This is a genomic window from Kineococcus esterisolvens (genome assembly GCF_050871405.1).
Taxonomy (GTDB): domain Bacteria; phylum Actinomycetota; class Actinomycetes; order Actinomycetales; family Kineococcaceae; genus Kineococcus.
In genome coordinates this window covers 1-24,269 of sequence record NZ_JBJLRI010000063.1, presented here as the reverse complement: position 1 = coordinate 24,269, position 24,269 = coordinate 1, and the positions used below count along the sequence as shown (strand labels likewise).

Here is a 24,269-nt window from a genome sequence, read left to right as displayed (position 1 = left end):
GGCGCTGCACCGTCGCGGTGCAGCGCCCCCGGTGCGTTCGGGGTGGGGACCTCAGCGGTCCTCGACCAGCATGTCGGCGCACTTCTCGCCGATCGCCATCGTGGTGATGTTGGGGTTCACCGCGCCCAGGAAGGGCATGATCGAGCCGTCGGCGATGCGCAGGCCGCGCACGCCCTTGACCCGCAGCCGCGGGTCGACGACCGCCATCCGGTCGTCCTCGACCCCCATCCGCGCGGTGCACGCCGGGTGGTAGACCGTGTTGTGGGTCTTGGTGATGTAGTCGGCGATCTCGTCGTCGGTGACGACGTCCTTGCCGGGGGCCAGCTCCGCGCCGGCCCACGGAGCCATCGGCTCCTGCTCGACGATCCGGCGGGCGAGCCGGATGCCCTCGGTCATGACCGCGAGGTCGTGCCCCTCGGGGTCGGTGAAGTAGCGGGGGTCGACCTTCGGGCGGTCCCGGAAGTCGCGGGAGCGGAGCTTCACCGTCCCCCGGGACCTGCCCTGCGTGACGTTGGGCGTGAGGCAGAACCCGTTGTCGGTCGTCGGGTACCCCCAGCGGACCGTGTTCAGGTCGAACGGCACCGACCCGTAGTGCATCATCAGGTCCGGCACGTTCGTGCCGGCCGCACGGCCGAGCTCGGTGGTGGCGAACACACCGATCTCCCACCACTGCGTCGACGCGGTGACCATCGGCTGCAGGGCGTCCCAGAACACGAGGCCCTCGACGTGGTCGTCGAGGTTCTCCCCCACCCCGGGCGCGTCGACGAGGACGTCGATGCCGAACTCGCGCAACTGCCCGGGCTGGCCGATCCCGGACAGCATCAGCAGCTTGGGCGTGTCGATGGCGCCGGCGGAGAGCACGACCTCGCGGCGGGCCCTCACCGTGCCGTGGTGGATGAGGTCCGGCGCCATGAACTGCACACCCGTGGCGCGGTGGGCGCCGTCCGCGGGGTCCTGCTCGACGAGGACCTTCTCCACCCAGTAGCCGGTGCGCACCTCGAGGTTCGGGCGCTCGCCGAGGATCGGGTGCAGGTAGGCGTGCGAGCTGGACATGCGCGTGCCGTCATCACCGGCGTTGATCTGGAACCACCCGGCGCCGTTCATCACGGTGGCGCCCTCGTTGTACCGGACCGTCGGCAGCCCGGCAGCGGCGGCGGCCTCCAGCAGCGCGACGCCGGCGGGGTCCACCGGCGGGATCGTCCGCAGCCGCACCGGCCCGCTGCGGCCGTGGTGCTCGCCCGGGCCGTCGTTGTTCTCCAGCCGCTTGACGAGCGGAAGCACGTCCTTCGCGCCCCACCCCGTGCAGCCCATGGCCTCCCAGGCGTCCAGCCCCTCGGCGGGCGGGTGGAAGGCGATGCACGAGTTGTGCGACGAGCAGCCGCCGAGCACCTTCGCGCGGGCGTGGCGCAGGAAGCTGTTGCCGTTCTCCTGCGGCTCGACGGGGTAGTCCCAGTCGTAACCGGAGTCCAGCAGGTGCATCCAGTCGGTCAGCTTGAGGATGTTCTCGTCGCCGACGTCGCTCGGACCCGCCTCCAGCAGGCACACCGTCACCGACGGGTCCTCCGACAACCGGGCGGCGACGACGCACCCGGCGGTGCCGCCTCCCGCGATGACGTAGTCGAACTCCTCGACGGGGGTCGTGGTGCTCACCGTTCTCCCTCTCCTCCGGCCGACACCGTCAGCCCTTGAACCAGTCGGCTGCCGCCGGCTTCGTGTTGCGCCACACGTGCTGCACCTCGCGGTACTCCGCGAGGCCCGCGGGTCCCAGTTCCCGCCCGTTGCCGGACATCCGCATCCCGCCCCACTCCGCCTGCGGCACGTAGGGACCGAAGTCGTTGATCCACACCGTGCCGTGCCGCAGCGCGCGCGCGACCCGCTCGCCGCGCTCCTCGTCGCCGGTCTGCACCCCGCCGGCGAGTCCGTAGGCGGTGTCGTTGCCCAGCGCCACGGCCTCGGACTCGGTGCGGAAGCGCTCGACGGTCATGATCGGTCCGAAGGTCTCCTCCTGCACCAGGCGCATCGAGCGGTCGCAACCGTCGAAGATCGTGGGCTCGTAGAAGAAGCCGCGGGCCAGGGCCGGGTCCGCGGGGCGGCGCCCACCGGTGACGAGCCTGGCACCCTCCTCCAGCCCGAGGCGCACGTAGCCCTCGACCTTCTCCCGGTGCACCGCCGAGACCAGCGGCCCGGACTCGGTGCCCTCGTCCAGCCCGTTGCCCAGCCGGACGCGCCGGGCGCGCTCGGCGACGCGGGCCACGAGCTCGTCGGCGATCGTCTCCTCCACGATGAGCCGGGTGCCCGCGGAGCAGACCTGACCGGCGTGCAGGAACACCCCGGTCAGGACGGTGTCGGCGGCGCGGTCGAGGTCGACGTCGGCGAAGACGAGCTGGGGGTTCTTGCCGCCCAGCTCGACCGTCGTGCGCTTGACCGTCTGCGCGGTCGAGCGCAGGATCGCGCGGCCGGTCTCCAGCCCTCCGGTGAAGGAGACCAGGTCGACGGCCGGGTGCTCGGTCAGGACCGGCCCGACCGCGGACCCCGCCCCCAGCACGAGGTTGACGACGCCGTCGGGTACGCCCGCCTCGACCAGCAGCCGCACCAGGTGGACCGTGGTCAGCGGGGTGACCTCGCTGGGCTTGAGGACGACGGTGTTGCCGGCGGCCAGAGCGGGGGCGACCTTCCACGACATCTGCAGCAGCGGGTAGTTCCACGGCGCGATCAGGGTGCACACGCCGACCGGGTGGTGCACGACCCGGCTGACGACGTCGTCGCGGCCGACGTCCACGGTGCGGTCGACCTCGATGAGCACCTGGTCCGCGTAGTAGCGGAACACCGCGGCCACGTCGTCGACGTCGACGCGGCTCTCCACCAGCGTCTTGCCGGTGTCCAGGGTCTCGGTGCGGGCGATCTCCTCGCGGTCGCGCTCGAGCAGGTCGGCGACGCGGCGCAGAAGCTGCGAGCGCTCCGCCACGCCGGTGCGCGGCCACGGCCCGGTGTCGAAGGCGTGGCGGGCCGCGAGGACGGCCGCCTCCGCGTCGGTGGCGGAGGCCTCGTCGACGGTCGTGAAGACCTGGCCGTCGTAGGGGTTGACGACGTCGCGGCGGCCACCCTCGGCGGCGGAGCGCCAGGTGGAGTCGATGAACAGCTCGGGCACGGTGGGGCCTCCTGGTCCTGGGATCAGCTCTGCTGGCGGGTGGAGTCCTGCTGCAGCCGCAGCCACTCCACGTGTCGTTCGTACTGGTCCAGCACGTCGTCGATCAGCTGGGAGTGCGTGTAACCCATGACGTCGTACCCCTGGCCGCCCTCGGTGAGGTGGACCTCCAGGCGCGAGTACGCCTCCGGGGCGGCGCTGCCGGGTCGGCGTCCGTTGTCGCGGGCGAACACCGGGACCGGGACGTCGTCCCGGTGCACGCGGTAGCAGAACGGCTGGGCGCCCTGCAGGTCCGCGGCCAGCTCGACGTAGCGGTCGCCCAGCGCGTCGGTGGTCCAGCCGACCTGCGCGGAGACCCCGCGCTGGCACATCTCGGCGGCGACCTCCCGCAGCGCGGGCAGCACGACCTCGTCCAGGTGGCGCTGGGCGGCGTCGTGCGTGGGGAAGCCCATGGCGCGGCCCAGGCGCAGGCGCCAGCTGTCGCCGTCGCGGCGCTCGGGCACGCCGGGGGTCCGGCCGGAGAGGCGGCCGGGCAGGCTCGAAGCCCTGCTGACGTCGCGCAGCCCCTCCACGCGCAGCGCCTTGTACAGGCCCACCATGACCAGGAGCATCACGAAGGTGAAGGGCAGGCCCATGACGACCGTGGCGCTCTGCAGCGCGGTCACCCCGCCGACCAGCAGCATGCCGACGGTGAGCAGGCCGGTGGCCACCGCCCAGAAGACCCGCAGGCCCGTGCCGGCGTCGGTGTGCGGGGTCGGCAGGCGGGAGGAGAGGTTCGCCATCACCAGCGCACCGGAGTCGGCGGAGGTCACGTAGAACAGCAGGCCCACCACGGTCGCCAGGCCGGCCACGAAGGTGAAGGCGGGGTACTGCGTGAGCAGGGTGTAGAAACCTCGCTCCGGGGTGCTCACCGTCAGTTCGCCGAAGTCCGCGCCGCCCCGGCGGACCGCCGCGATGGCACTGTTCCCGAAGATGGAGATCCACATCACGATGTAGACGAAGGGGATCGTCAGGGTCCCGATGACGAACTCGCGGATCGTGCGGCCGCGGGAGATCCGTGCCAGGAACATGCCGACGAAGGCGGCCCAGGCCGCCCACCAGGCCCAGAAGAAGAGCGTCCAGGCGTTCAGCCAGTCCTGCGGTCCCTCCCAGGCGAACGTCTCCATGGTCATGCCGCCGAAGCCGCTGGCGAAGTCGCCGACGTTCATGACCAGGCCGTTGAGCAGCAGCACGGTGTCACCGGCGACGAGCACGAACAGCGCCAGCCCGACGGCGAGCAGGACGTTGAGCTGCGACAGCAGCTTGATGCCCCGGTCCACGCCGGTGATGGCGGAGACCGTCGCCAGGACGACGGCGAGGGCGATGAGGCCGATCTGCGCCGCGGGGCCCTCCGGAACGCCGAAGAGGACGAAGAGGCCGAAGTTCAGCTGGACGACGGCGATGCCCAGCGACGTGGCGACACCGAAGATCGTGCCCAGCATCGCGGCGATGTCGACGCCGTGGCCGATCGCGCCGTGCACCCGCCGACCGAACACGGGGTACAGCGCCGAGCGGATCGCCAGCGGGAGGTTCATCCGGTAGGAGAAGTAGCCCAGCGCCATCCCCATGAGCGCGTACATGCCCCAGCCGGAGATGCCGTAGTGGAACAGGGTCCACACGGTCGCCTCGCGGGCGGCGGCGACCGTGCCGCCCGCCCCGGACGGCGGCTGCAGGTACTGCGTCACCGGCTCGGCGACCGCGAAGAACATCAGGTCGGTGCCGATGCCGGCGGCGAACAGCATGGCCACCCAGGCGAAGGTGCTGAACTGCGGTGAGGAGTGCTCCGGCCCCAGCTTGGTGCGCCCGTACCGGGAGACGGCCAGGAGCACCACGAAGACCAGCACGACGGTGGCGAAGAGGATGTAGTACCAGCCGAACCACGTCCCGACCCAGCCGACCGCAGCGGCGATCACCGCGGAAGCGGACTCCGGCGCCAGCAGGATCCAGCCGGCGATCGCCAGGACCGCGACGGCCGCCCCCCAGAAGACCGGTGCCCGCAGCCGGGCCTCCTGCTCGTGCGGCGAGGTGCCGGCGGCGGACGCACCGGCCGAGGGGGTTCCCGGAGCGCTCACGCGGCGCTCCCCCTCCCCGCCCGGCGCCGGGGGCGCCCGGCCGTCCTCGCCGTCGGTGCGGTGCTCACGGGGCTCACGGGTCCTCCTGATCGTGCCGGCGCGTTCGGGTGCGCCAGGTCGGACGGTGCAGCTGACCGGGTGGTCGGTGCCGGGCGGTGCGGGACGCGCACCGCCCGGGGCGGCACCGGGACGGGTCCGGGCGGGGACGACGATCGACGGTGCGGGCGCGGTGCAGCGGTCCGGCGGCGCGGCTGTCCGACGGTGCGATCGACGCCGGACGACGTGACACCTTAGGTCCAGGCCAACGGTTGCTGTCAAACGCGTCACCACCGTTGCGCAGGCACGGGTCGCCGGGTCGGGCACCGTCCGACAAGGTGGGGCCATGGTGCGGATGCAGCGGTTCGGGGTGTGGGCGCCGGCGGCGCAGCGGGTGGATCTGGTGGTCGGCACCGGTGACGGGGCGGCGCGGCACGCGATGCAGCGCAGCGACTCACCGCGGGAGGGCTGGTGGAGCGCGGAGGTGGAGGGCGCCGGGCACGGCACCCGCTACGCCTTCTCCCTGGACGGCGGGGAGGCGCGCCCCGATCCGCGCTCGGGCTGGCAGCCCGAGGGGGTCCACGCCGCCAGCGCCGTGGTCGACCCCTCCACGTTCACCTGGAGCGACGACGGCTGGCGCGGGCGCGAGGCGCGCGGCGCGGTCTTCTACGAGATGCACGTGGGCACCTTCACCCCCGAGGGCACCTTCGCCGCGGCCGCCGCGAAGCTGGACCACCTCGTCGAACTGGGCGTGGAGGTCGTGGAGGTGCTCCCCGTCTCGGCGTGGGACGGGCCGTGGAACTGGGGCTACGACGGCGTCGCGCCGTACGCGGTGCAGCACGAGTACGGCGGGCCGGAGGGCTTCGCCGCGTTCGTCGACGCCTGCCACGGCAGGGGCCTGGCGGTGGCCCTGGACTGCGTCTACAACCACCTCGGCCCCAGCGGCAACTACCTCGCCGAGTTCGGGCCGTACTTCACGGACAAGCACGACACCCCGTGGGGGGCGGCGGTCAACCTCGACGACACCGGCTCGCAGGAGGTGCGCCGCTGGATCTGCGACAACGCGCTGCGCTGGTTCCGCGACTTCCACGTCGACGCGCTGCGCCTGGACGCCGTGCACGCCCTGGTCGACGACTCCCCCACCCACGTGCTCGCCCAGCTGGCCGACGAGGTCGCCGCCCTCTCCCGCGAGGTGGGGCGGCCGCTGTCGCTGGTGGCCGAGTCCGACCTGAACGACGCCGCGATGGTCACCCCCACCGCGGAGGGCGGCTTCGGCATGACCGCGCAGTGGGACGACGACGTGCACCACGCCCTGCACGCGCTGCTGACGGGCGAGCGCCAGGGCTACTACGCCGACTTCGGCTCCCCCGAGGTGCTGAAGACCACCTTCGAGGAGGCGTTCTTCCACGCCGAGCGGTTCTCCAGCTTCCGCGGCGAGGTGTGGGGGAAGAGGGTCGACCGGGCCCGGGTGCCGGGAACGGCGTTCCTGGGGTACCTGCAGACCCACGACCAGGTGGGCAACCGCGCCGTCGGCGAGCGCATCGGCCACCTGCTGGGCGAGGCGCGGCTGGCGGCCGGTGCGGCGCTGTACCTGCTGGGGCCCTTCACCCCGATGATCTTCATGGGCGAGGAGTGGAGCGCCTCCACGCCGTGGCAGTTCTTCACCTCCTTCCCGGATCCCGAGCTGGGGCAGGCGGTCAGCCGCGGGCGGCGCTCGGAGTTCGGCGAGCACGGCTGGAGCGCCGAGGACGTGCCCGACCCGCAGGACCCGGCGACGAGGGAGCGTTCGGTGCTGCGCTGGGACGAGCCCGGGCAGGAGCCGCACGCCCGGGTGCTGGAGTGGTACCGCACCCTGACGCGGCTGCGCCGGGAGGTGCCGGAGCTGCGCTCGGACGACCTGCGCGAGGTGCGCGTGGACACCGCGGGCGGCGCGCTGGTGCTGCACCGCGGCCGGCACCGCGTGGTCGTGTCGCTGGGCGGCGGGGACGACGTGGCAGTCGGCGGTGACCCGGTGGAGGTGCTGGCCGCGTTCCCGTCCGGGCCGGCGCCGGAGCTGCGCGCGGGCGGCGTGCGCTTCGCCGGTGAGGGCGTCGCCGTGGTGCGCGTCGCGTGAGCACCGCCGGGGGCGGCGAGCGGGCGGAGGAGGTGCGGCGGGCCGCGGTGCGGCTCGCCGCCCTGGCCCAGGACGGCCTGGCGTACTCCGTCGGCGACACCACCAAGGACTACGACACCGCCCGCTACCGGCAGATCGCCGAGCTGGCCGCGAGCCTGCTGGCGAGCGTGTCCGGCACGCCCGTGGAGGAGCTGCGGCTCGTGCTGGGCCGCGACGCCGGGTACGCCACCCCGAAGGTGGACGTGCGCGCCGGCGTGGTCGACGAGCAGGAGCGGCTGCTCATGCTGCGCGAGCGCAGCGACGGCCTGTGGTCCCTGCCCGGTGGCTGGGTCGACCCCGGCGACCGGCCCGGGGAGGCCGCGGTGCGCGAGGTGCTGGAGGAGACCGGTTACCCGGTGGAACCGGTCAAGCTGGTGGCGGTGTGGGAGCGCGACGTGCGCGGCAAGCAGCCGCCGCTGCCGGTGTCGGTGTTCCACCTGTTCTTCCTGTGCCGGCTCGTGGGCGAGCCGGTGACCGCGCAGGACCTGGAGACCCTCGAGGTCGGCTGGTTCGGCCTGGACGAGCTGCCGGAGCTGTCGGGGGCGCGGGTGACGCGGGCGGAGCTGGAGCGGGTGCTGGCGCACCACCGCGACACCTCGCTGCCCACGGAGTGGGACTAGCGAGGTCGGACCTGGACGGCGGGGCGGCGGTCCGGCCGCCCCGCCGCGCGGGTCAGCCGGCGGCGACGGCGACCACCGGCAGGGCGACGAACACGCCGCCGGTGTAGACCGGCACGACCCAGCGGCGCCGCGCCGCCAGGGCGCCCAGCCCCTCGGCCAGGCGGACCGGCAGGTACCGGATGCGCGGCAGCGGGTAGATCAGCGTGACGGCGGTGACGTTGAACAGCACGTGGACCAGGGCGATGACGAGGCCCTCCGGCTGGCCGGTGGCCAGCGCCGCCAGCAGCGCCGTCACGGTGGTGCCGAGGTTGGCGCCCAGGGTGATCGGGTAGGCGTTGCGCACGGTGAGGGCCCCGGCGGCGACCAGCGGGAGCAGCGTGACGGTGACGATGGAGGAGCTGACCACGAGGATCGCCGCGACCGTGCCGACGGCGATGCCGACCAGGCCGCCGGCCCGCCCGACCGACCGGTTCGCCTTCTCCTGCAGGGGCCCGGCGATGACCGCCCGCATGTTCTTGCTGAGGTACCGGATCGTGACGTAGAGGGCCAGGACGCCGAGCACGAGCATGACCGTGCCCAGCCCCGCCCCCGCCGGGACCAGGGCCGACAGGACCGTCTCGACCGCCGCGTTGGCCGGGTCGGTGGCCATCGCCAGCGGGCTCGTGGTCTCCACCCCGGTGATGCCGGTGTCCGCGACGACGCCGGCGAGCCAGCGCGCCGCCGAGGACAGGAAGCCCGTCAGCAGTTCAAGGGGCAGCAGGACCAGCACCGCCAGGAAGTTGAAGAGGTCGTGCATCGTCGCCGCCGCGACGACCTGCCGGAACTCGTCGCGCCGGCGCATGCTGACCATCGTGACGATCGTGTTGGTCACGGTGGTGCCGATGTTGGCGCCCATCACCATGGGCACGGCCGTCTCGACGGGGACGACGCCCGTCGCCACGAGGCCGACGATCGTGGAGGTGGTCACCGAGGACGACTGCACGAGGATCGTGGCGAGGACGCCGGCGAACAGGCCCGAGAGCGGGTGGCTGACCCCCTCGAGCACCGCGTCGCCGAACCCCTCGCCCATCTGGGCGATGCCGTCCTCCAGCACGCCCACCGCGACGAGGAAGAGGTACAGCAGCACCAGGGCCAGCAGGGCGCGGACGGCGACCTGCCTGCCGCTGGGGCGTGGACCGTCGGGCGACTGCGGCTGCGGCTGGGCGGGGACGTCGTGCGTGCGCGTGCGGTGTGCCATGGGGCCCTCCGGGGTCGGGTGCGCGACGCCCGAGGAGTACCCCCGCCGGTGAACCCCCGGTGACGAGCGCCGCAACCGGGCGCGGCGGGGCCGTGGCGCTCCGGTCGCGCTGCCCCCGGCCCGGGTCAGGCCAGCGCGGCGCCGTCGCGGGCCAGCGCCGACAGCCGGGAGACCGCGCGCAGGTACTTCTTGCGGTACCCGCCGTGCAGGAGCTCGTCGGTGAACAGCGCGTCGAAGGGGACACCGGAGGCCACGACGGGGATGTCGCGGTCGTACAGGCGGTCGGCGAGCACGACGAGGCGCAGGCCCACCATCTGGTCGGAGACGGTGCCCACCCGGCGCAGGCACACCGCCGCGGTGTCGCGCACCATGGCGCCGTAGCGGCTGGGGTGCACGCGGGCCAGGTGCGCCACGACGGCCTCGAAGTCGTCCAGGGTCGCGCCGGGGCGGGCGGTGGCGACGCGCTCGACGGCGAGGTCGTCCAGCGGGGCGGGGGCGGCGGGCAGCCCGCGGTGGCGGTAGTCCTCGCCGTCCACCCGCTGCACCGCGAACTGCCCGGCCAGGGCCTGGATCTCGCGCTGGAAGTCCTGCGCGGCGAAGCGGCCCTCCCCCAGCGCACCGGGCAGCGTGTTGGAGGTGGCGGCGAGCTTGACGCCGCGGTCCACCAGCTCGCGCATCAACCGGGACATGAGCACCGTGTCGCCCGGGTCGTCCAGCTCGAACTCGTCGATGCACACCAGGTCGTGGGGGGCCAGGGCGTCCACGGCCTGCCGGAAGCCGAGGGCCCCGACGAGGTTGGTGTACTCCACGAAGGTGCCGTAGGCGGCGGTGCGACCGCCCTCGGTGACGACCTGGTGGTAGAGCGAGGACAGCAGGTGGGTCTTGCCCACGCCGAAGCCGCCGTCGAGGTACACGCCGGGTGGGCCCTGCGGGGCGCTGCGCCGCTTGAACAGCCCCGCGAGCCCGCCGCCGCGCCCGCCACCGCCGGCCAGGACGCGCTCGCCGAAGCCGCTCATCGTCGCCACGGCCTCGGCCTGGGTGGGCTGGTCGGGCGCGGGCACGTAGCTGGCGAAACGCACGCCGGAGAAGCGCGGCGGGGGCACCAGCTCCGCGACCAGCTGCTCCGGCGGCACCCGCGGGTCCCGCTCGACCAGGGAGCCCGCCGAGGTCCGCTCCTGGGGCTGCACGGGCGTCTCCTCCGGTCGGCTCACCCGGGCAAGGGTAGTGAGGCGGACGGCTCCCGGCGTCCGGGGCGTCTGGCAGTATCGCGACGCGGCGGGAACGCGACCGCGCGGTGCGCTGTTGGGGCTGCTGCGGGCGCCGGCCCGCCGGACGCGAGACGCCCCCACTCCCCCGGAGGACGACAGTGGCCCTGCCCCTCGACGGCGACGACAAGCTCGCCGCCTACGCCCACCCCGAGAAGCTGGTCACGACCTCCTGGCTGGCCGAGCACCTCGGCGAGCCGGGGCTGAAGGTCGTGGAGAGCGACGAGGACGTCCTGCTGTGGGACACCGGGCACGTGCCCGGCTCGGTGAAGGTGGACTGGCACACCGAGCTCAACGACCCGGTGACGCGCGACTACGTCGACGGCGAGGGCTTCGCCGCGCTGATGTCCCGCAAGGGGATCTCCCGCGAGGACACCGTGGTGATCTACGGCGACAAGAACAATTGGTGGGCCGCCTACGCGCTGTGGGTGTTCACCCTCTTCGGCCACCCCGACGTGCGCCTGCTGGACGGCGGGCGCGCCAAGTGGATCGCCGAGGGCCGGGAGACGACCACGGAGGTGCCGCAGCCGGAGCCGACCGACTACCCCGTCGTCCAGCGCCAGGACGCCTCGATCCGCGCCTTCAAGGACGACGTGCTGGCGCACCTCGGCGGCCGGCTCGTCGACGTGCGCTCCCCCCAGGAGTACACCGGTGAGCGCACCCACATGCCGGACTACCCCGAGGAGGGGACGGTCCGCGGCGGGCACATCCCCGGCGCCGAGAGCGTGCCGTGGGCGCGGGCGGCCGCCGAGGACGGCACGTTCCGCACGCGCGAGGAGCTGGAGGCGATCTACCAGCGGGAGAAGGGCCTGGCCCCCGACGACGACGTGATCGCCTACTGCCGCATCGGCGAGCGCTCCAGCCACACCTGGTTCGTGCTGACGCACCTGCTGGGCTTCGAGAAGGTGCGCAACTACGACGGCTCGTGGACCGAGTGGGGCAACGCGGTGCGCGTGCCGATCGCCGTGGGCCCGGACAAGGGCGACGCGCCGGCGGTGCGCCGGTGAGCGAGGACGTCTTCTCCCCCACCGCGGGGCTGCCGCCGGCGATGGCGGAGATCGTCGAGGAGTTCCAGGCGCTGCCCGAGCGCGAGCGGCTGCAGCTGCTGCTGGAGTTCAGCCAGGGCCTGCCGCCGCTGCCGCCGCACCTGGCCGACCACCCGGAGCTCATGGAGCGGGTGGACGAGTGCCAGTCGCCGGTCTTCGTCAACGTCGAGGTGGACGGGTCCTCGGCGGTGCACCTGCACGTCTCCGCGCCTCCGGAGGCGCCCACGACGCGCGGGTTCGCCGGGGTGCTGCGCGAGGGCCTGGACGGGCTGCCCGCGGCCGAGGTGCTCGACCTGCCGCCGGACGTGTGCTCGCGCCTGGGGCTGGAGCGGGCGGTGAGCCCGCTGCGGATGCGCGGCATGACGGGGATGCTGGCCCGGGTCAAGCGCCAGGTCCGGGTGGCCACCGCCTCCTGAGGGGACCGCGCCCCGGCACGGTACCCTTGAACCTGCAACCAGTTGCCCGCCGCTCGCCGGCGGCCGGCGCGAGGAGACGCACGTGACCGACGTCCAGGAGTCCAGCACCGCGGCTCCGGCAGCGGACCACCCGGCCCTGCCGGTCGTGCGGGTCTCCGAGGCGGACCTGCCCACCACCCACGGCACCTTCCGCGCCGTGGCCTACCGGCAGGCCGACGGGGTCGAGCACCTCGCGCTGGTCGCCGGTGAGATCGGCGACGGGCACGACGTGCTCGTCCGCCTGCACTCCGAGTGCCTCACCGGTGACGTCCTCGGCTCGCTGCGCTGCGACTGCGGGCCCCAGCTGCACGCCGCGCTCGCCGCGATCACCGAGCGCGGGCGGGGGGTCGTGCTCTACCTGCGCGGGCAGGAGGGCCGCGGCATCGGCCTGGCCGAGAAGATCGCCGCCTACGCCCTGCAGGAGCGCGGCCGCGACACCGTCGAGGCCAACCTCGACCTGGGCCTGCCGGTGGACTCGCGCGACTACACCGGTGCCGCCGCCGTCCTGCGCGACCTCGGCGTGCGCGACGTGGAGCTCATGACGCACAACCCCGTCAAGGTCGAGGCGCTGCGCGGCCACGGCGTGCCCGTGCTGGCCCGCCGGGACCTGCCGGTGGCCCAGACGCCGGCCAACGTGCACTACCTGCGCACCAAGCGCGACCGGATGGGGCACCGCCTGCCGGGCGTGTCCTGACGCCGCCGGCCACGGGTCAGTGGCTGTCCGTGCCGCGCTGCGAGCGCAGCTGCGGCGCGACGAGGCGGTCGGCCACCAGCCCCGTCACCAGGGAGTAGACCGCCTTGTGCGCCACGTCGACGACCTGCTCGCGCACCGGCCAGGTGTGCGGCGGGGCTCCCGCACCCGAGACGTTCTCCGCCGTCTGGTCGAACGCCAGGCGCACCGCAGCGTGCGTCAGGGAGGCGCGCGGCCCGCGCAGCCCCACCGCCGACCACACCCCGCGCAAGGCACCCAGGGTCGCACCGGTGCCCCAGTGCATCACGTGGTTCGCCAGCCACGGCCGCTCCCCGTCCCCGACCGGGCGCCCCAGCAGGCCCAGCAGCGCCCGCGCCGGCACGTACGAGTCCGGCCGGTGCGTCAGCGCCTGCTCGGCCTTCTCGCCGGCCGTCATCGCGGCCACCCCCGCCAGCCCGGCCAGCGCACCGCGCCCGGCCGCGGCCAGCAGCAGCGCACCCCGCGCGCTCCCGGGGACCCCGGATCCCACTGCCACCTGCTCCACGTCCTGCACACCGTCCCCGTCCGTCCGTGCCGCGGGCTGCGGGCTGCACCCGCCGACCATGCTGCGGCAGTCCCGGGCGCTCGGCACGGCGACCGGCTCGTGCACCACCGCGAACCCGTCGGCGCGCAGGCCCTGCGCGCCCAGCAGCGAGCGCCGGTGCGCGTGGCGGGCCAAGACGTCCGCCGGCACCCGCTCGTCCGCGGGGCGGGCCCGGTCGCGGCGCAGCAGCTCCTCCAGCGGGAGCGGCGGCATGAGCACCGCCTCGACGGGCAGGCCGGCCGCCCGGGCGGTGCGCACGTGCGCCACGCGCTCGGCCCGGCGCAGGTGGGTGGCGTCGGCCAGGTACCCCGCCCCCAGTCCCGCCAGCGCCTGGCAGCGGCGCTGCGCGCGGCGCACCGCCGGCAGCGAGTAGCCCTGCAGGTCCCGCACCGGCCGGCCCGCCGCCGCGTCGGCCGCGCGCAGCTCGCGGCGCAGGTCGTCCAGGCTCACCACCGGCAGCGCACCGCGCGCGCTCGCGAGCAGGGCGCGGCGCAGCGTCGTCTTGCCGCTGCCGGCGGCGCCCACGAGGACCAGCACCACCGGTGCCGACGTCCCGCGCCCGCACGCGGCGCGCCCGGCGCAGGTGCCGCACGCGCACCCGGGCACCGCCGGGGGCGGCGCTGCCCCGGCGTCCCCGTCACGGCCGGGCCCGGCGCACGGGGCGGCACCCGCGGCCATCAGCCCCCCGGCCGGCCCCGGTCCCCGTCCGCGGCCCGCTCGAGGTGGGTGCTCAGGAACCTCCGCACCGCGTCCTCCCAGCCGTCGGGGTCCACGTTCCACTCCTTGGTGTGCCGGGCGGTGCCGCTGCGCACGAACGTCACCAGGTCCGGGCGGGCCTCGGCCAGCCGCGCCGACGGGCCCGGGGGCACGTAGTCGTCGGCGTCGGAGTGCAGCAGCAGCAGCGGCAGCCGCAACTCCTGCGCGCGGCCGACCCAGTCCATGCGGCGCAGGTCCACCGGCTGCTCCAGGCCGACCAGGCGCCGGCCCAGCGGGTGCCCCAGCAGGGCCAGCCCGAACCGGCCCAGCCCCACCGGCACGCGGTTGCGGCGCGCCTGGTGGTCGAGCACGTCGTACCAGTCCAGCACCGGCCCGTCCAGGACGACGGCGGCCACCCGGTCCGCCAGCTCCGAGCGCGCCACCAGCTGCAGCACGATCGCCCCGCCCATGGACCAGCCCACCAGGACGAGACGGCGCGCACCGCGGTCCAGGGCGTACCGGCAGGCGGCCTCCACGTCGCGCCACTCGGTCTCGCCCAGGCCGTAGCGGTGCGCCGGGGACGCCGGGCCGTCGGCGTCGTTGCGGTAGGAGGGCACCAGGCAGGTCAGCCCCAGCCCGTGCAGCAGGGGCAGCGCCCGCAGCGCCTCCTCGCGGGTGGCGCCGCGGCCGTGCACGAGCACCGCCCAGGTGTCCCGCGCCTCGGGCTGCGCCGGGTGGTCCGCGGGGGCGGGCACCCGCCAGCACGGCAGGTCCCCCACCTCCGAGCGCACCAGGACGTCCTCGTGCGCCAGCCCCAGGGCGCTGCTCGGGGTTCCGGCGTAGCAGTACTGGTTCCAGCGCCCCGAGCCGGGCTGCGGGGTTCCCGCGTCCACGCCGAGCAGCTCGCGGGTGACGCGCTCACCGGTGGTCTCCAGCACCTCGCCCACCCGGAAGTGCCCGCGCCCGCCGTCGGTCCACACCCCGTAGCGGCCGGGCACGACGGTGTCGGCGGTGGCCGCGAGCACGACGCGGCGCGGGCCGACCTGCAGGACCTCCACGTCGTCGGGCTTGTCCCGGGCCGGGGTGACCACCGCCCGCGCGAAGGCGGTCGCGACGGCCGTGCCGGCGACGGCTCCGGCGGCCACGGTCGCGCCGGTGCCGGCGGCGGCGACCACGAGCGCGCGGCGCCGGCCGCTCACGCCGGAACCCCCGCCGCTGCCGCGTTCTGCTCCTGGACCACGCGGTGATCCTGCCGCAGCCGCACGGGCCCGCGCACGGCACCCCCGGTAGCGTGGCCGGCGTGAGCCACCCCGCCGTCCCGCCCGCCGACCAGCCCGAGGAGCGCACCCCGCAGGAGTCCGCGGACGCCCCCTGGACCGTCGTGGTCCTCACCGAGGAGGCGCTGGGCGAGATCGACGCCGGCAACATCGCCGCCCTGCACCGGGACGAGCCCGTCCGCCACGTCGTCCTGGTGCCCGCCGACACCGAGCGGAACCTGCTGGTGGACGTGCTGGACCACCTCAGCCTCGGTGAGCTGCGCGCCGCGCTGGAGGAGGTCCGCGCCGGGCGGCCCGACCCCGAGCGCGCCCGCGCCGGGGCCGAGTCGGCGCTGGCGCGCACCCTGGAGGAGCTGCGCTCGCTCGGCCTGCACGCCGAGGGGCGCACCACCGGCGACGACCCGATGCCGGCGGTGCGCGAGGTGCTGCGCACCGAGCCGGACGCGCGCGAGCTCGTCGTCGTCACCCGCCCGCACGCCGTGGAGGACACCTTCCACACCGACTGGGCCTCCCGCGCCCGCGACACCCTCGGCGTGCCGGTGCTGCACCTGTACGCCGGCACCATGCGGCTCGGTTGACCGGAACACCCCCCGCCGCGAGGAGGTTGGACCGGGCATGAGCACCCCGGAGTCGACCGCGAAGAAGTACGCCGTCACGAAGTCCGACGAGCAGTGGCGCGAGGAGCTGTCGCCGCAGGAGTACGCGGTGCTGCGCCAGGCCGGTACCGAGCGGCCGTTCACCAGCGAGTACGAGGACGACCCGACCGAGGGCGTGTACGCCTGCCGGGCCTGCGGGGCGGAGCTGTTCACCAGCAGCACGAAGTTCGCCTCGCACTGCGGCTGGCCGTCCTTCTACGACCCGAAGGACTCCGACGCCGTCGAGCTGGTCGAGGACCGCTCTCTGGGCATGGTGCGCACCGAGGTGCGCTGCGCCACCTGCGGTTCGCACCTGGGCCACGTGTTCGAGGGCGAGGGCTTCCCCACGCCCACGGACCAGCGGTTCTGCATCAACGGGATCAGCCTCACCCTGCGCCCGACCGGGGCCTGACGCGTTCGGGGGCAGCACGGCGCACCGGGCCCGCTGCGGGTGCGGCGGCCCGGCGCCGAGGGCAGAGTGGAGCGCATGAGCGAGCCGTACTCCTACACCGCCCGGACGAGCGACCCCCAGCCCGCGGACCCGCAGCTGGACCCGCTGGACGACCCGGACCTGCGCCAGGAGGACACCTCGATCGACGCCGGCCCCGACGACGGGGACGAGCTGGGCGCCCTGCGCACCGACACCCTCCTGCACGACGCGGACGACGACACGTACGACACGGGCCGCCAGGTGAGCCACGCCACCGAGGAGCTCATGAGCGACGACGTCGACCCGGACAACGAGACGATCGACGAGCGGGTGACGCAGGAGGAGCCGGACGAGGCGGGCGGCGGCGGGCACCTCGGGCTCGGCGACCACGTCGCGGCCGCCGACGCCGAGGACCCCGAGCGCCTCTGAGCGCCGTCACCACGTGCGAGAGCCGCCGTCCCCGCAGGGGCACGGCGGCTCTCGCACGCGGTGGGCGCCCGGTGCGTCAGGGCAGCGAGGCGACCAGCTCGCTCAGCTGCACGCGCGGGCCGGTGTAGAACGGCACCTCCTCGCGCACGTGACGGCGGGCCTCGGTGTTCCGCAGGTCGCGCATCAGGTCCACGATGCGGTGCAGGTCGTCGGCCTCGAAGGCCAGCAGCCACTCGTAGTCGCCCAGCGCGAACGCGGAGACGGTGTTGGCGCGCACGTCCTCGTAGGGGCGGGCTGCCAGGCCGTGGTCGCGCAGCATCTTGCGGCGCTCGTCGTCCGGCAGCAGGTACCAGTCGTAGGAGCGCACGAACGGGTACACGCACAGGTAGTCGCGGGCGCGCTCGCCGGCCATGAAGGCCGGCACGTGGCCGCGGTTGAACTCCGCCGGTCGGTGCAGGCCGACCTGGGACCACACCGGGGCCAGGTGCCGGCCCAGCCGGGTGGTGCGCAGCCGGCGGTACGCCTCCTGCACGAGCTCGACGGTCTCCGCGTACCACCAGACCATGACGTCGGCGTCGGCGCGCAGGCCGGCGACGTCGTAGAGGCCGCGGACCGTCAGGCCCTTGCCGGCGAGCTCGTCGAGCAGCGCCTGCACCTCGGCGGCCAGCTCGGCGCGGTCGGCGTCGCCGAGGGTGTCGCGCACCGCGAACACCGACCACATGGTGTACGCGATGGTGTTGTTGATCTCCTCGGCGCTGGTGCGCACGGCGGCCGGCGCCGCGGCGTTCGGGGTCTCCTGGCTCATGCCCCCATCGTCCACCCGCGCCGCCCCCGGCCCGGACCGGGGCCGGGTGAGCGGCGTCACTCCACCGGGGCGGGCAGCACCTCGTCCGCGGCGCGGGCGGCGGCGGCCACGCAGGCCGGCACGCCCACCCCGTCCAGGACGGCGCCGGCCAGGGCCAGCCCTCCGGCCGCGGCGACCGCGGCACGCGCCCGGTCGACCCGGTCGCGGTGTCCGACGGCGTACTGCGGCAGGCCGTCGGCCCAGCGCACCACCGCCGAGCCCGTCGGGTGCAGCTCGCGGCCCAGCAGGGTCGAGGCGTCGGCGGTGGCCCAGCGCAGCACGTCGGCGTCGTCGGCGTCGAGGGCCTCGTGCTCGCCGGCGCGGCCGAGGGAGACCCGCAGCACCCGAACGTCGGGGCGCTGGGCGGCCACCCAGTCCCACTTGTTGGCCGACAGGGTCAGTGCCTTGACGCGCAGGCCCGCGGCGGCGGCCTCCACGGGGGGCACGAGCACCCCGGATCCGGTCAGGCCGGCCAGCTCGGCGGTGGGCACGGCGAGCGCCGCGATGACCATGCCGGCGGTCTCGACGGCGCCCAGCTCGGCGGCGGCGCCGGGCACGGCGGCACGCAGCAGTGCCGCGGCGACCGGAGCGGGCACGGCCAGGACGACGGCGTCGGCGGTGCGGGTGCCGCCGGGGGTGCCGACGCGCCAGCCACCTGCCGGGTCGCGTTCCAGGGCGGTGACGGGGCTGCCGGTGCGCACGGTGGCCCCGGCGGCGGTGAGGGCCGCGGTGAGCGCCTCGGGCAGGCGGGCCACCCCGCCGGTGACGCCGGCGAAGACGGGTCCGGCGTCGGCGGGCCGTGCGGCGGCGATCGCGCGAACGGCGGCCAGCAGGGAGCCGCCGCGGCAGGCGTGCTCCCACAGGACCGGGACGGTGGCACGCAGGGAGAGCCGGTCGGCGTGCCCGGCGTAGACCCCGCCGAGGAGGGGCTCGACGAGGCGGTCGACGACCTCGCGGCCGACGCGGCCGGCGACGTAGTCGGCGACGGCGACGTCGTGCTCCAGCGGCGGGGCGGGCAGGTCCTCCTCGGCGCGCACGCGCTCGACGGCGGCGGGGCCCAGCAGCCCGGCGACCTGCTCGGCGGAGCCGGGCACGCCCATGAGGGTGCCGGCGGGCAGCCGGTGCAGGGTGCCGTGCGAGCGCACGGCGGCCGCGGCGGTCGCCGGGTGCACGAGGTCCTCGCCGAGCCCGGCGGCGCGCACCAGGTCCACCGCCTCGGGGCGCCGGGCGAGGACGGACTCCGCGCCGAGGTCGACGACGACGCCGCCGACCTCGGCGCGCTGGAGCACCCCGCCGGTGCGGGGCGAGGCCTCGAGCACCTCCACGTCGGCGCCGCGGTGCAGCAGCCGGCGCGCGGCGGCGAGGCCGCTGATGCCGCCGCCGACCACCACGACGCGGGGGCGCGGGGCGGCCGGCGCGCTCACTCGGCGCCGTCCCCGGCGCGGTCGTCTGCGCGGTCCCCGGCGCCGCGCCAGGCGTGCACCTCGTCGACGACGCGGGCCAGGACGCCCGGGTCGGCCGAGGGCGGCACCCCGTGGCCGAGGTTGAAGACGTGCCCGGCGCCGGCGCGCTCACCGGCGGCCAGCACGCGGTGCACCTCGCCGCGCAGCACGTCCCAGGGGGCGGACAGCAGCGCGGGGTCGAGGTTGCCCTGCACGGCCACCGGCCGGCCGGCGCCGGCGCGCCCGCGGGCCGCGCCGACGTCCAGCGGCACCCGGAAGTCCACGCCGAGCACGTCGACACCGCCGTCCACGGCGGCCATCGCGCCGAGCAGCTCCCCCGTGCCGGTGCCGAAGTGGGTGCGCGGCACGCCCAGGTCGGCGACGGCACTCAGAGCTGCCGCGGAGTGCGGCGCCACGTGCCGCTCGTAGTCGGCCAGGGACAGCGAGCCGACCCATGAGTCGAACAGCTGCACGGCGGAGGCGCCGGCGAGGACCTGCGCGCGCAGGAACGCGCCGGCGATCCGCGCCAGGCGCGCGGCCAGGTCGTGCCACAGCTGCGGGTCTGCGTGCATGAGGGCCTTGGTGCGCAGCAGGTCCCGGGAGGGCCCGCCCTCGACCAGGTAGCTGGCCAGGGTGAAGGGGGCGCCGGCGAAGCCGATGAGGGGGGTGCCGGTGGCGCGCAGCTGCTCCACGGTGAGGCGGACGGCGTCGGTGACGTGCTGCAGCTGCTCGGGCGCCAGCTCCGGCACGCGGTCCAGGTCGGCGCGGGTGCGCACCGGCTCGGCGATGACGGGCCCGGTGCCGGGCACGATCTCCACCCCGACGCCGGCGGCCTCCAGGGGCACCACGATGTCGGAGTAGAAGATCGCCGCGTCCACGCCGTAGCGGCGCACGGGCTGCAGGGTGATCTCGGCGACCAGCTCGGGGCGCCGGCAGGACTCCAGCATCGTGGTGCCCTCGCGCACCGCGCGGTACTCCGGCAGGGAGCGGCCGGCCTGGCGCATGAACCACACCGGGGTGCGCGCGGGGCGCAGGCCGCGGGCGACGTCGCCGCGCGCGACCAGCAGGTACGGCGCGTCGCGCAGGTGCTCCTCGTGCGGTGCGCCCGGGGCGGTGGTGGGGGCGGCGGGGGCGTCAGCGGGTCCAGGCACGACCCCGATCGTCGCACGGCGCGCCGCGCCCGCCGCCGGGCCCCGCGTCCCTAGTCTCACCAACCGTGACGCTCTCCCGAGTGCCCGGCGCGGCCCGCGACGGCACGGGCCCCGACGCCTTCGAGCGCGCCGTGCGCGCGCTGCGCGAGGTGCGGCTCCGGGCGGACGTGGCGCTGAGCGAGGTGCCGGCGCCGGCGCGGATCGCCCCGCACGCGGTGGCGCTGGCCGGGGACGTCGTGGTCGACGGCGAGGAGCTGGCCACGGGGCGCTTCATCCTGCTGCACGACCCGTCGGCCCCTCCGGAGTGGGAGGGGACGTTCCGCGTCGTCACGTACGCGCGGGCGGACCTGGAGGCGGAGCTGGGCGCGGACCCCATGCTGGGGCAGGTCGGCTGGAGCTGGCTGGAGGAGGGGCTGCGCGAGAACGGCGCGCGCGCCGCCGGGGTGGGCGGGACCGTCACGCGGGTGCTCTCGGAGGGGTACGGGGCGCTGGCGGAGCGGCCGCCGTCGGTGGACGTGGAGCTGCGCGCCTCCTGGACGCCGCTGCCGGAGGAGGACCCGGGGGGTGACGGGCCGCCGTTCGACGTGGCCGCGCACCTGCTCGCCTGGGGCGTGCTGCTGTGCACGGTGGCCGGGCTGCCGCCGCTGCCGGAGGGCGTCACCGCCCTGCCGCGCTCCCCGCGCTGAGGCGCGGCTCCCCCGCGGCGCGCAACGGCCGCGCCCGGGCGGTCAAGTCCGCACCGGTTCGGGCCGATCACCTCCTCAGTGAGGCGTACCGCAGGAGGCGGGCGCCCAGTTCCTGCAGGAGGACGACGGTGACTGCGCTCGTCGAACGCCCCGGGATGGCCGTCCCGTCACGCCTCGGCCGCTTCGCCGCCCTGGTGGCGGTCGCCGACCCCGTCGTGCGGGAGTCCGTGACCCGGACCCTGCGCATGCTGGGTGCGGTGAACGTCGAGCACGCCGGCAGCGTGGCCCAGGCCCGCGCCATGGCGCGCACCGGCCCCCGCGCGCTGTTCATCGCCGACGCCGGGCTGCCGGACGGCTCCGGCGCCCAGCTCGTCTCGGAGCTGCGCGCGGCGGGCTGGAACCGCTGCGTGGTGCTGTCCAGCAACGCGGACCCGTTCGCGGTGCGCGGCGCGGTGGCCGCGGGCGTGCGCTGCTACCTGGTGACGACCCGCCCCGAGGGCACGGGCTTCGAGGGCCGTGCCGGCGAGGCGGGCGTGGACAGCCTGTCCGAGCGCGAGGTCGAGGTGCTGCAGCACGTCGCCGACGGCCGCTCGAACAAGGACACCGGCGCGCTGCTGGGCCTGTCGGCGCTGACGGTGAAGAGCCACCTGGCGCGCATCGCGCGCAAGCTCGGCACGGGCGACCGCGCCGAGATGGTCGCCATCACCCTGCGGGCCGGCGTCATCCACTGACCCCACCGAGCCGCGACCCGACGGGTCACGCCCCGCTGCGCGCCGCAGGTCCGGGCCGACGGGGCGCAGCGGCCGGTGACGCCGCGCCGACCGGTCGTGCCCCTGCGCACCCTCCGGTGCCTGCGGCACGTACGGTGGGGCCCGTGCCGACCAGGAGGGGACAGCCAGAGGACCAGCCGCCGGCGGAGGCGGGCGCGGACACCGCGACCGGGGCCACCGCCGTCGAGCTGCCGCTGCTGAACGCCCCGGCCGGTGGGCTGCCGCCCGTCGTGACCGACGAGGCCGGCCTGGCCGCCGTGGTGGCCGCGATGACCGCCGGCACGGGCCCGGTGGCCGTGGACGCCGAGCGCGCCTCGGGCTACCGCTACGGCCAGCGCGCGTTCCTCGTGCAGCTGCGCCGCGCCGGTGCCGGCACCGCCCTGATCGACCCCACCGGACTGCCGGACCTGTCGGCGCTGGGCGACGCCCTCGCCGGCGCGGAGTGGGTGCTGCACGCCGCGAGCCAGGACCTGCCGTGCCTGGCGGAGCTGGGGATGCGCCCCACGACCCTGTTCGACACCGAGCTGGGCTCGCGGCTGGCGGGCCTGCCCCGGGTGGGCCTCGGCGCGGTGGTGGAGGAGCTGCTGGGCCTGCGGCTGGCGAAGGAGCACTCGGCGGTGGACTGGTCCACCCGCCCGCTGCCCGAGCCCTGGCTGACGTACGCGGCGCTGGACGTGGAGGTCCTCGTCCAGGTGCGCGACGCCCTCGCCGAGCGCCTGGCCGAGCAGGGCAAGCTGCAGTGGGCCCTGCAGGAGTTCGCCGCGGTCGCCGCCGCCCCGCTGCCGGCACCGCCGGCCGAGCCGTGGCGCCGGGTGTCGGGCCTGCACGCGGTGCGCTCGCGCCGGCAGCTGGCCGTGGTGCGCGAGCTGTGGCTGGCGCGCGACGCCGAGGCCCGCCGTCGCGACACCTCCCCGGGCCGGCTGCTGCCGGACTCCGCGATCGTGGCCGCCGCCCGCGCCCTGCCTCGCTCGCCGCAGGCGCTGGCCGCCACGGGCGGCTTCACGGGGCGCGCCTCGCGCAGCAGGCTGGAGGTGTGGGCCGCGGCCGTGGCCCGCGGCCTGGAGCTGCCGGACGCCCAGCTGCCGCAGCAGGCGGTTCGCGGCGACGGGCCCCCGCCGCCGCGGGCCTGGGCCGCCAAGCACCCCGAGGCCGCCGCGCGGTTGGCCGCCGCGCGCGCCGCGGTGACCGCGATCGCGGACCGGCACGCCGTGCCGGTGGAGAACCTGCTGCAGCCGGACTCGCTGAGGCGCCTGGCGTGGCAGCCGCCGCAGCCGCTGGACAGCGCCTCCGTCGCGCAGGCGCTGCGCGAGCGGGGCGCCCGCCCCTGGCAGGTGGAGCTGGTGGCGGCGGAGCTGACCACCGCGCTCGCCGAGGCCCGGGTCCCGGAGGCCGTCGAGGAGCCCGAGGAGCCCGCTCCGCCGGCGACGACCCCGGGGGCGGCGCAGGTGCCCGCGCCCGGCCGCTGAGCCGAGACGGCGGTCCCACCAGCTGGACCTCCTCGTCTTGCCGCTGCCGCGAGGCTGCGGGACGCTGGAGCGCACGGTGTCGACGACGCGCCGGTGTCGAGGGGTGGAGGTGGGCGGTGGAGCGCCTCACGCTGGACGAGCAGCTGTCCGCGGCGGCCATGGCACGCCACTGGGTGTGCGAGCAGTGCCCCAGCGAGCACCTCCCGGAGGCGCGGCGCTGGATCGCCGAGCTGCTGACCAGCGAGCTGGTCTCCAACGCGCTCGAGCACGGCCGTGGCCCGGTGGTGCTGACGCTGACCCACGACGCGGAGGGCATCGTCGTGGGGATCTCCGACGGGGAGGCGAAGGGCCCGGCGCTGCGCACGCAGCTGCCGGGGGCCACCGAGGGGCGCGGCATCGCCCTGGTGGACGCCCTGTCCACCACGTGGGGCGTCTACCGCAGCCGGCAGGCGGAGGCGGCCGGGGGCCCGTCGGGCGGGGTGGACGCGGCGGTCAGCTGGCCGCAGCCCGACGAGGACGACACCCGGCAGGCCACGGCGGCGGGCAAGACGGTCTGGTTCCACCTGGCGACCGGCTGACCCCGGCCGCGCTGCCCGGCTCACACCTCCCGCGCGACCGGCGGGCGCGCAGCGTCGGGCGCCGCGTCCGGCCGGAGCGACCACGTGACCCGTTCGGAGCAACGGGGCCCGGTGCGGCGGGGCGCCACCGCGGCCATCGCCTACGGTCACGGACGTGAGCCACGGTCAGCCGCCACCCGTCCGGGCGTTCCTGCGGCGCTGCGTGTTGGCGGTGTGCGTCCTCGACGAGGTGGACGTGGACCCCGACGACACCGGCGTGCACGTGCCCGGCTGCGCACCGCTGGGGTGGGACGAGGTCGCCGCGGCGGCCGGCGTCGCCCCCGGCTCCCCCGCACCGACCGGGAGCGGCGAGCCCGGCGCCGCGGCCCGCTCGCGGGGGGGGGGGGGGGGGGGGGGGGGGGCGGGGGGGGGGGGGGGCGGGGGGGGGGGGGGGGGGGGGGGGGGGGGGGGGGGGGGGGGGGGGGGGGGGGGGGGGGGGGGGGGGGGGGGGGGGGGGGGGGGGGGGGGGGGGGGGGGGGGGGGGG

At 76.0% G+C, this 24,269-nt stretch carries 21 protein-coding genes and 1 pseudogene; 12 read left to right on the top strand and 10 right to left on the bottom strand.

What is annotated here, in order from left to right; translation table 11 throughout:
* Positions 1–51: 51 nt before the first annotated feature.
* Genes ACRYR8_RS16770 through betT form a run of 3 tightly spaced genes read right to left on the bottom strand, consistent with a single transcriptional unit; the run spans position 52 to position 5,256 of the window.
* Positions 52–1,650 carry a GMC family oxidoreductase gene (locus ACRYR8_RS16770; RefSeq protein WP_432485577.1) on the bottom strand — a complete coding sequence of 533 codons (1,599 nt, stop codon included), beginning with the start codon at positions 1,648–1,650 and terminating at the stop codon, positions 52–54.
* Between the two features lie 28 nt (positions 1,651–1,678).
* Positions 1,679–3,148 (bottom strand): aldehyde dehydrogenase family protein, encoded by a 1,470-nt coding sequence (locus tag ACRYR8_RS16765; protein WP_432485578.1) that lies wholly within the window; start codon positions 3,146–3,148, stop codon positions 1,679–1,681.
* Between the two features lie 23 nt (positions 3,149–3,171).
* Positions 3,172–5,256: a choline BCCT transporter BetT gene (betT, locus tag ACRYR8_RS16760; protein ID WP_432485579.1), complete on the bottom strand. Its 2,085-nt coding sequence runs from the start codon at positions 5,254–5,256 to the stop codon at positions 3,172–3,174.
* Positions 5,257–5,647: 391 nt separating this feature from the next.
* On the opposite strand from betT, the gene treZ reads away from it, so the two are divergent.
* Together treZ and ACRYR8_RS16750 are read left to right on the top strand one after the other, a co-directional pair.
* Positions 5,648–7,405, top strand: coding sequence for a malto-oligosyltrehalose trehalohydrolase (gene treZ, locus ACRYR8_RS16755; RefSeq protein WP_432485596.1), 1,758 nt, complete (start codon positions 5,648–5,650; stop codon positions 7,403–7,405).
* Positions 7,402–8,064, top strand: a complete 663-nt coding sequence (locus ACRYR8_RS16750; protein ID WP_432485580.1) for an NUDIX hydrolase N-terminal domain-containing protein — start codon at positions 7,402–7,404, stop codon at positions 8,062–8,064. The genes treZ and ACRYR8_RS16750 overlap by 4 nt, the downstream gene beginning before the upstream one ends.
* Before the next feature lie 52 nt (positions 8,065–8,116).
* On the opposite strand, the gene ACRYR8_RS16745 is transcribed toward ACRYR8_RS16750, so the two are convergent.
* Positions 8,117–9,301, bottom strand: coding sequence for a Na/Pi symporter (locus ACRYR8_RS16745; RefSeq protein WP_432485581.1), 1,185 nt, complete (start codon positions 9,299–9,301; stop codon positions 8,117–8,119).
* A gap of 125 nt (positions 9,302–9,426) precedes the next feature.
* Positions 9,427–10,512, bottom strand: coding sequence for a cell division protein ZapE (zapE, locus tag ACRYR8_RS16740; RefSeq protein WP_432485582.1), 1,086 nt, complete (start codon positions 10,510–10,512; stop codon positions 9,427–9,429).
* 155 nt (positions 10,513–10,667) lie between these two features.
* On the opposite strand from zapE, the gene ACRYR8_RS16735 reads away from it, so the two are divergent.
* The 3 genes and pseudogenes from ACRYR8_RS16735 to ribA form a co-directional block, all read left to right on the top strand.
* Positions 10,668–11,573: a sulfurtransferase gene (locus ACRYR8_RS16735; protein WP_432485583.1), complete on the top strand. Its 906-nt coding sequence runs from the start codon at positions 10,668–10,670 to the stop codon at positions 11,571–11,573.
* Between the two features lie 41 nt (positions 11,574–11,614).
* Positions 11,615–12,028 (top strand): SufE family protein, encoded by a 414-nt coding sequence (locus ACRYR8_RS16730; protein ID WP_432485597.1) that lies wholly within the window; start codon positions 11,615–11,617, stop codon positions 12,026–12,028.
* Between the two features lie 136 nt (positions 12,029–12,164).
* Positions 12,165–12,761, top strand: a pseudogene (ribA, locus tag ACRYR8_RS16725) (GTP cyclohydrolase II); the annotation flags it as partial.
* A gap of 16 nt (positions 12,762–12,777) precedes the next feature.
* Here ribA and ACRYR8_RS16720 read toward each other — a convergent pair.
* Together ACRYR8_RS16720 and ACRYR8_RS16715 are read right to left on the bottom strand one after the other, a co-directional pair.
* On the bottom strand, positions 12,778–13,881 hold the full coding sequence (locus ACRYR8_RS16720; protein WP_432485584.1) for an AAA family ATPase: 1,104 nt from the start codon (positions 13,879–13,881) through the stop codon (positions 12,778–12,780).
* A gap of 137 nt (positions 13,882–14,018) precedes the next feature.
* Positions 14,019–15,236: an alpha/beta hydrolase family protein gene (locus ACRYR8_RS16715; RefSeq protein WP_432485585.1), complete on the bottom strand. Its 1,218-nt coding sequence runs from the start codon at positions 15,234–15,236 to the stop codon at positions 14,019–14,021.
* 101 nt (positions 15,237–15,337) lie between these two features.
* Between ACRYR8_RS16715 and ACRYR8_RS16710 the strand changes: the two genes are divergently transcribed.
* From ACRYR8_RS16710 to ACRYR8_RS16700, 3 genes are all read left to right on the top strand, one after another.
* Positions 15,338–15,892, top strand: coding sequence for a hypothetical protein (locus tag ACRYR8_RS16710; RefSeq protein ID WP_432485586.1), 555 nt, complete (start codon positions 15,338–15,340; stop codon positions 15,890–15,892).
* Positions 15,893–15,929: 37 nt separating this feature from the next.
* Positions 15,930–16,361 carry a peptide-methionine (R)-S-oxide reductase MsrB gene (gene msrB / locus ACRYR8_RS16705; RefSeq protein ID WP_432485587.1) on the top strand — a complete coding sequence of 144 codons (432 nt, stop codon included), beginning with the start codon at positions 15,930–15,932 and terminating at the stop codon, positions 16,359–16,361.
* Positions 16,362–16,436: 75 nt separating this feature from the next.
* A complete protein-coding gene (locus ACRYR8_RS16700; RefSeq protein ID WP_432485588.1) occupies positions 16,437–16,808 on the top strand; it encodes a hypothetical protein in 372 nt (123 codons plus the stop codon).
* 76 nt (positions 16,809–16,884) lie between these two features.
* Here the strand turns inward: ACRYR8_RS16700 and hemQ are convergent, their stop codons facing one another.
* The 3 genes from hemQ to hemE are packed head-to-tail and all read right to left on the bottom strand — an operon-like array spanning position 16,885 to position 20,245.
* Positions 16,885–17,613, bottom strand: coding sequence for a hydrogen peroxide-dependent heme synthase (gene hemQ, locus ACRYR8_RS16695; protein ID WP_432485589.1), 729 nt, complete (start codon positions 17,611–17,613; stop codon positions 16,885–16,887).
* A gap of 56 nt (positions 17,614–17,669) precedes the next feature.
* Positions 17,670–19,076, bottom strand: a complete 1,407-nt coding sequence (hemG, locus tag ACRYR8_RS16690) for a protoporphyrinogen oxidase (RefSeq protein ID WP_432485590.1) — start codon at positions 19,074–19,076, stop codon at positions 17,670–17,672.
* Positions 19,073–20,245, bottom strand: coding sequence for a uroporphyrinogen decarboxylase (hemE, locus tag ACRYR8_RS16685; protein ID WP_432485591.1), 1,173 nt, complete (start codon positions 20,243–20,245; stop codon positions 19,073–19,075). The genes hemG and hemE overlap by 4 nt, the downstream gene beginning before the upstream one ends.
* Positions 20,246–20,310: 65 nt before the next feature.
* Between hemE and ACRYR8_RS16680 the strand changes: the two genes are divergently transcribed.
* The 4 genes from ACRYR8_RS16680 (at position 20,311) to ACRYR8_RS16665 (ending at position 23,745) form a co-directional block, all read left to right on the top strand.
* The gene (locus ACRYR8_RS16680) at positions 20,311–20,931 is read left to right on the top strand and encodes a DUF3000 domain-containing protein (protein WP_432485592.1); all 621 of its coding nucleotides are present in this window, start codon (positions 20,311–20,313) and stop codon (positions 20,929–20,931) included.
* A gap of 128 nt (positions 20,932–21,059) precedes the next feature.
* Positions 21,060–21,662, top strand: a complete 603-nt coding sequence (locus ACRYR8_RS16675) for a response regulator transcription factor (protein ID WP_432485593.1) — start codon at positions 21,060–21,062, stop codon at positions 21,660–21,662.
* Between the two features lie 143 nt (positions 21,663–21,805).
* The gene (locus ACRYR8_RS16670; protein ID WP_432485594.1) at positions 21,806–23,167 is read left to right on the top strand and encodes an HRDC domain-containing protein; all 1,362 of its coding nucleotides are present in this window, start codon (positions 21,806–21,808) and stop codon (positions 23,165–23,167) included.
* Between the two features lie 116 nt (positions 23,168–23,283).
* The gene (locus ACRYR8_RS16665; RefSeq protein WP_432485595.1) at positions 23,284–23,745 is read left to right on the top strand and encodes an ATP-binding protein; all 462 of its coding nucleotides are present in this window, start codon (positions 23,284–23,286) and stop codon (positions 23,743–23,745) included.
* Positions 23,746–24,269: the final 524 nt, after the last annotated feature.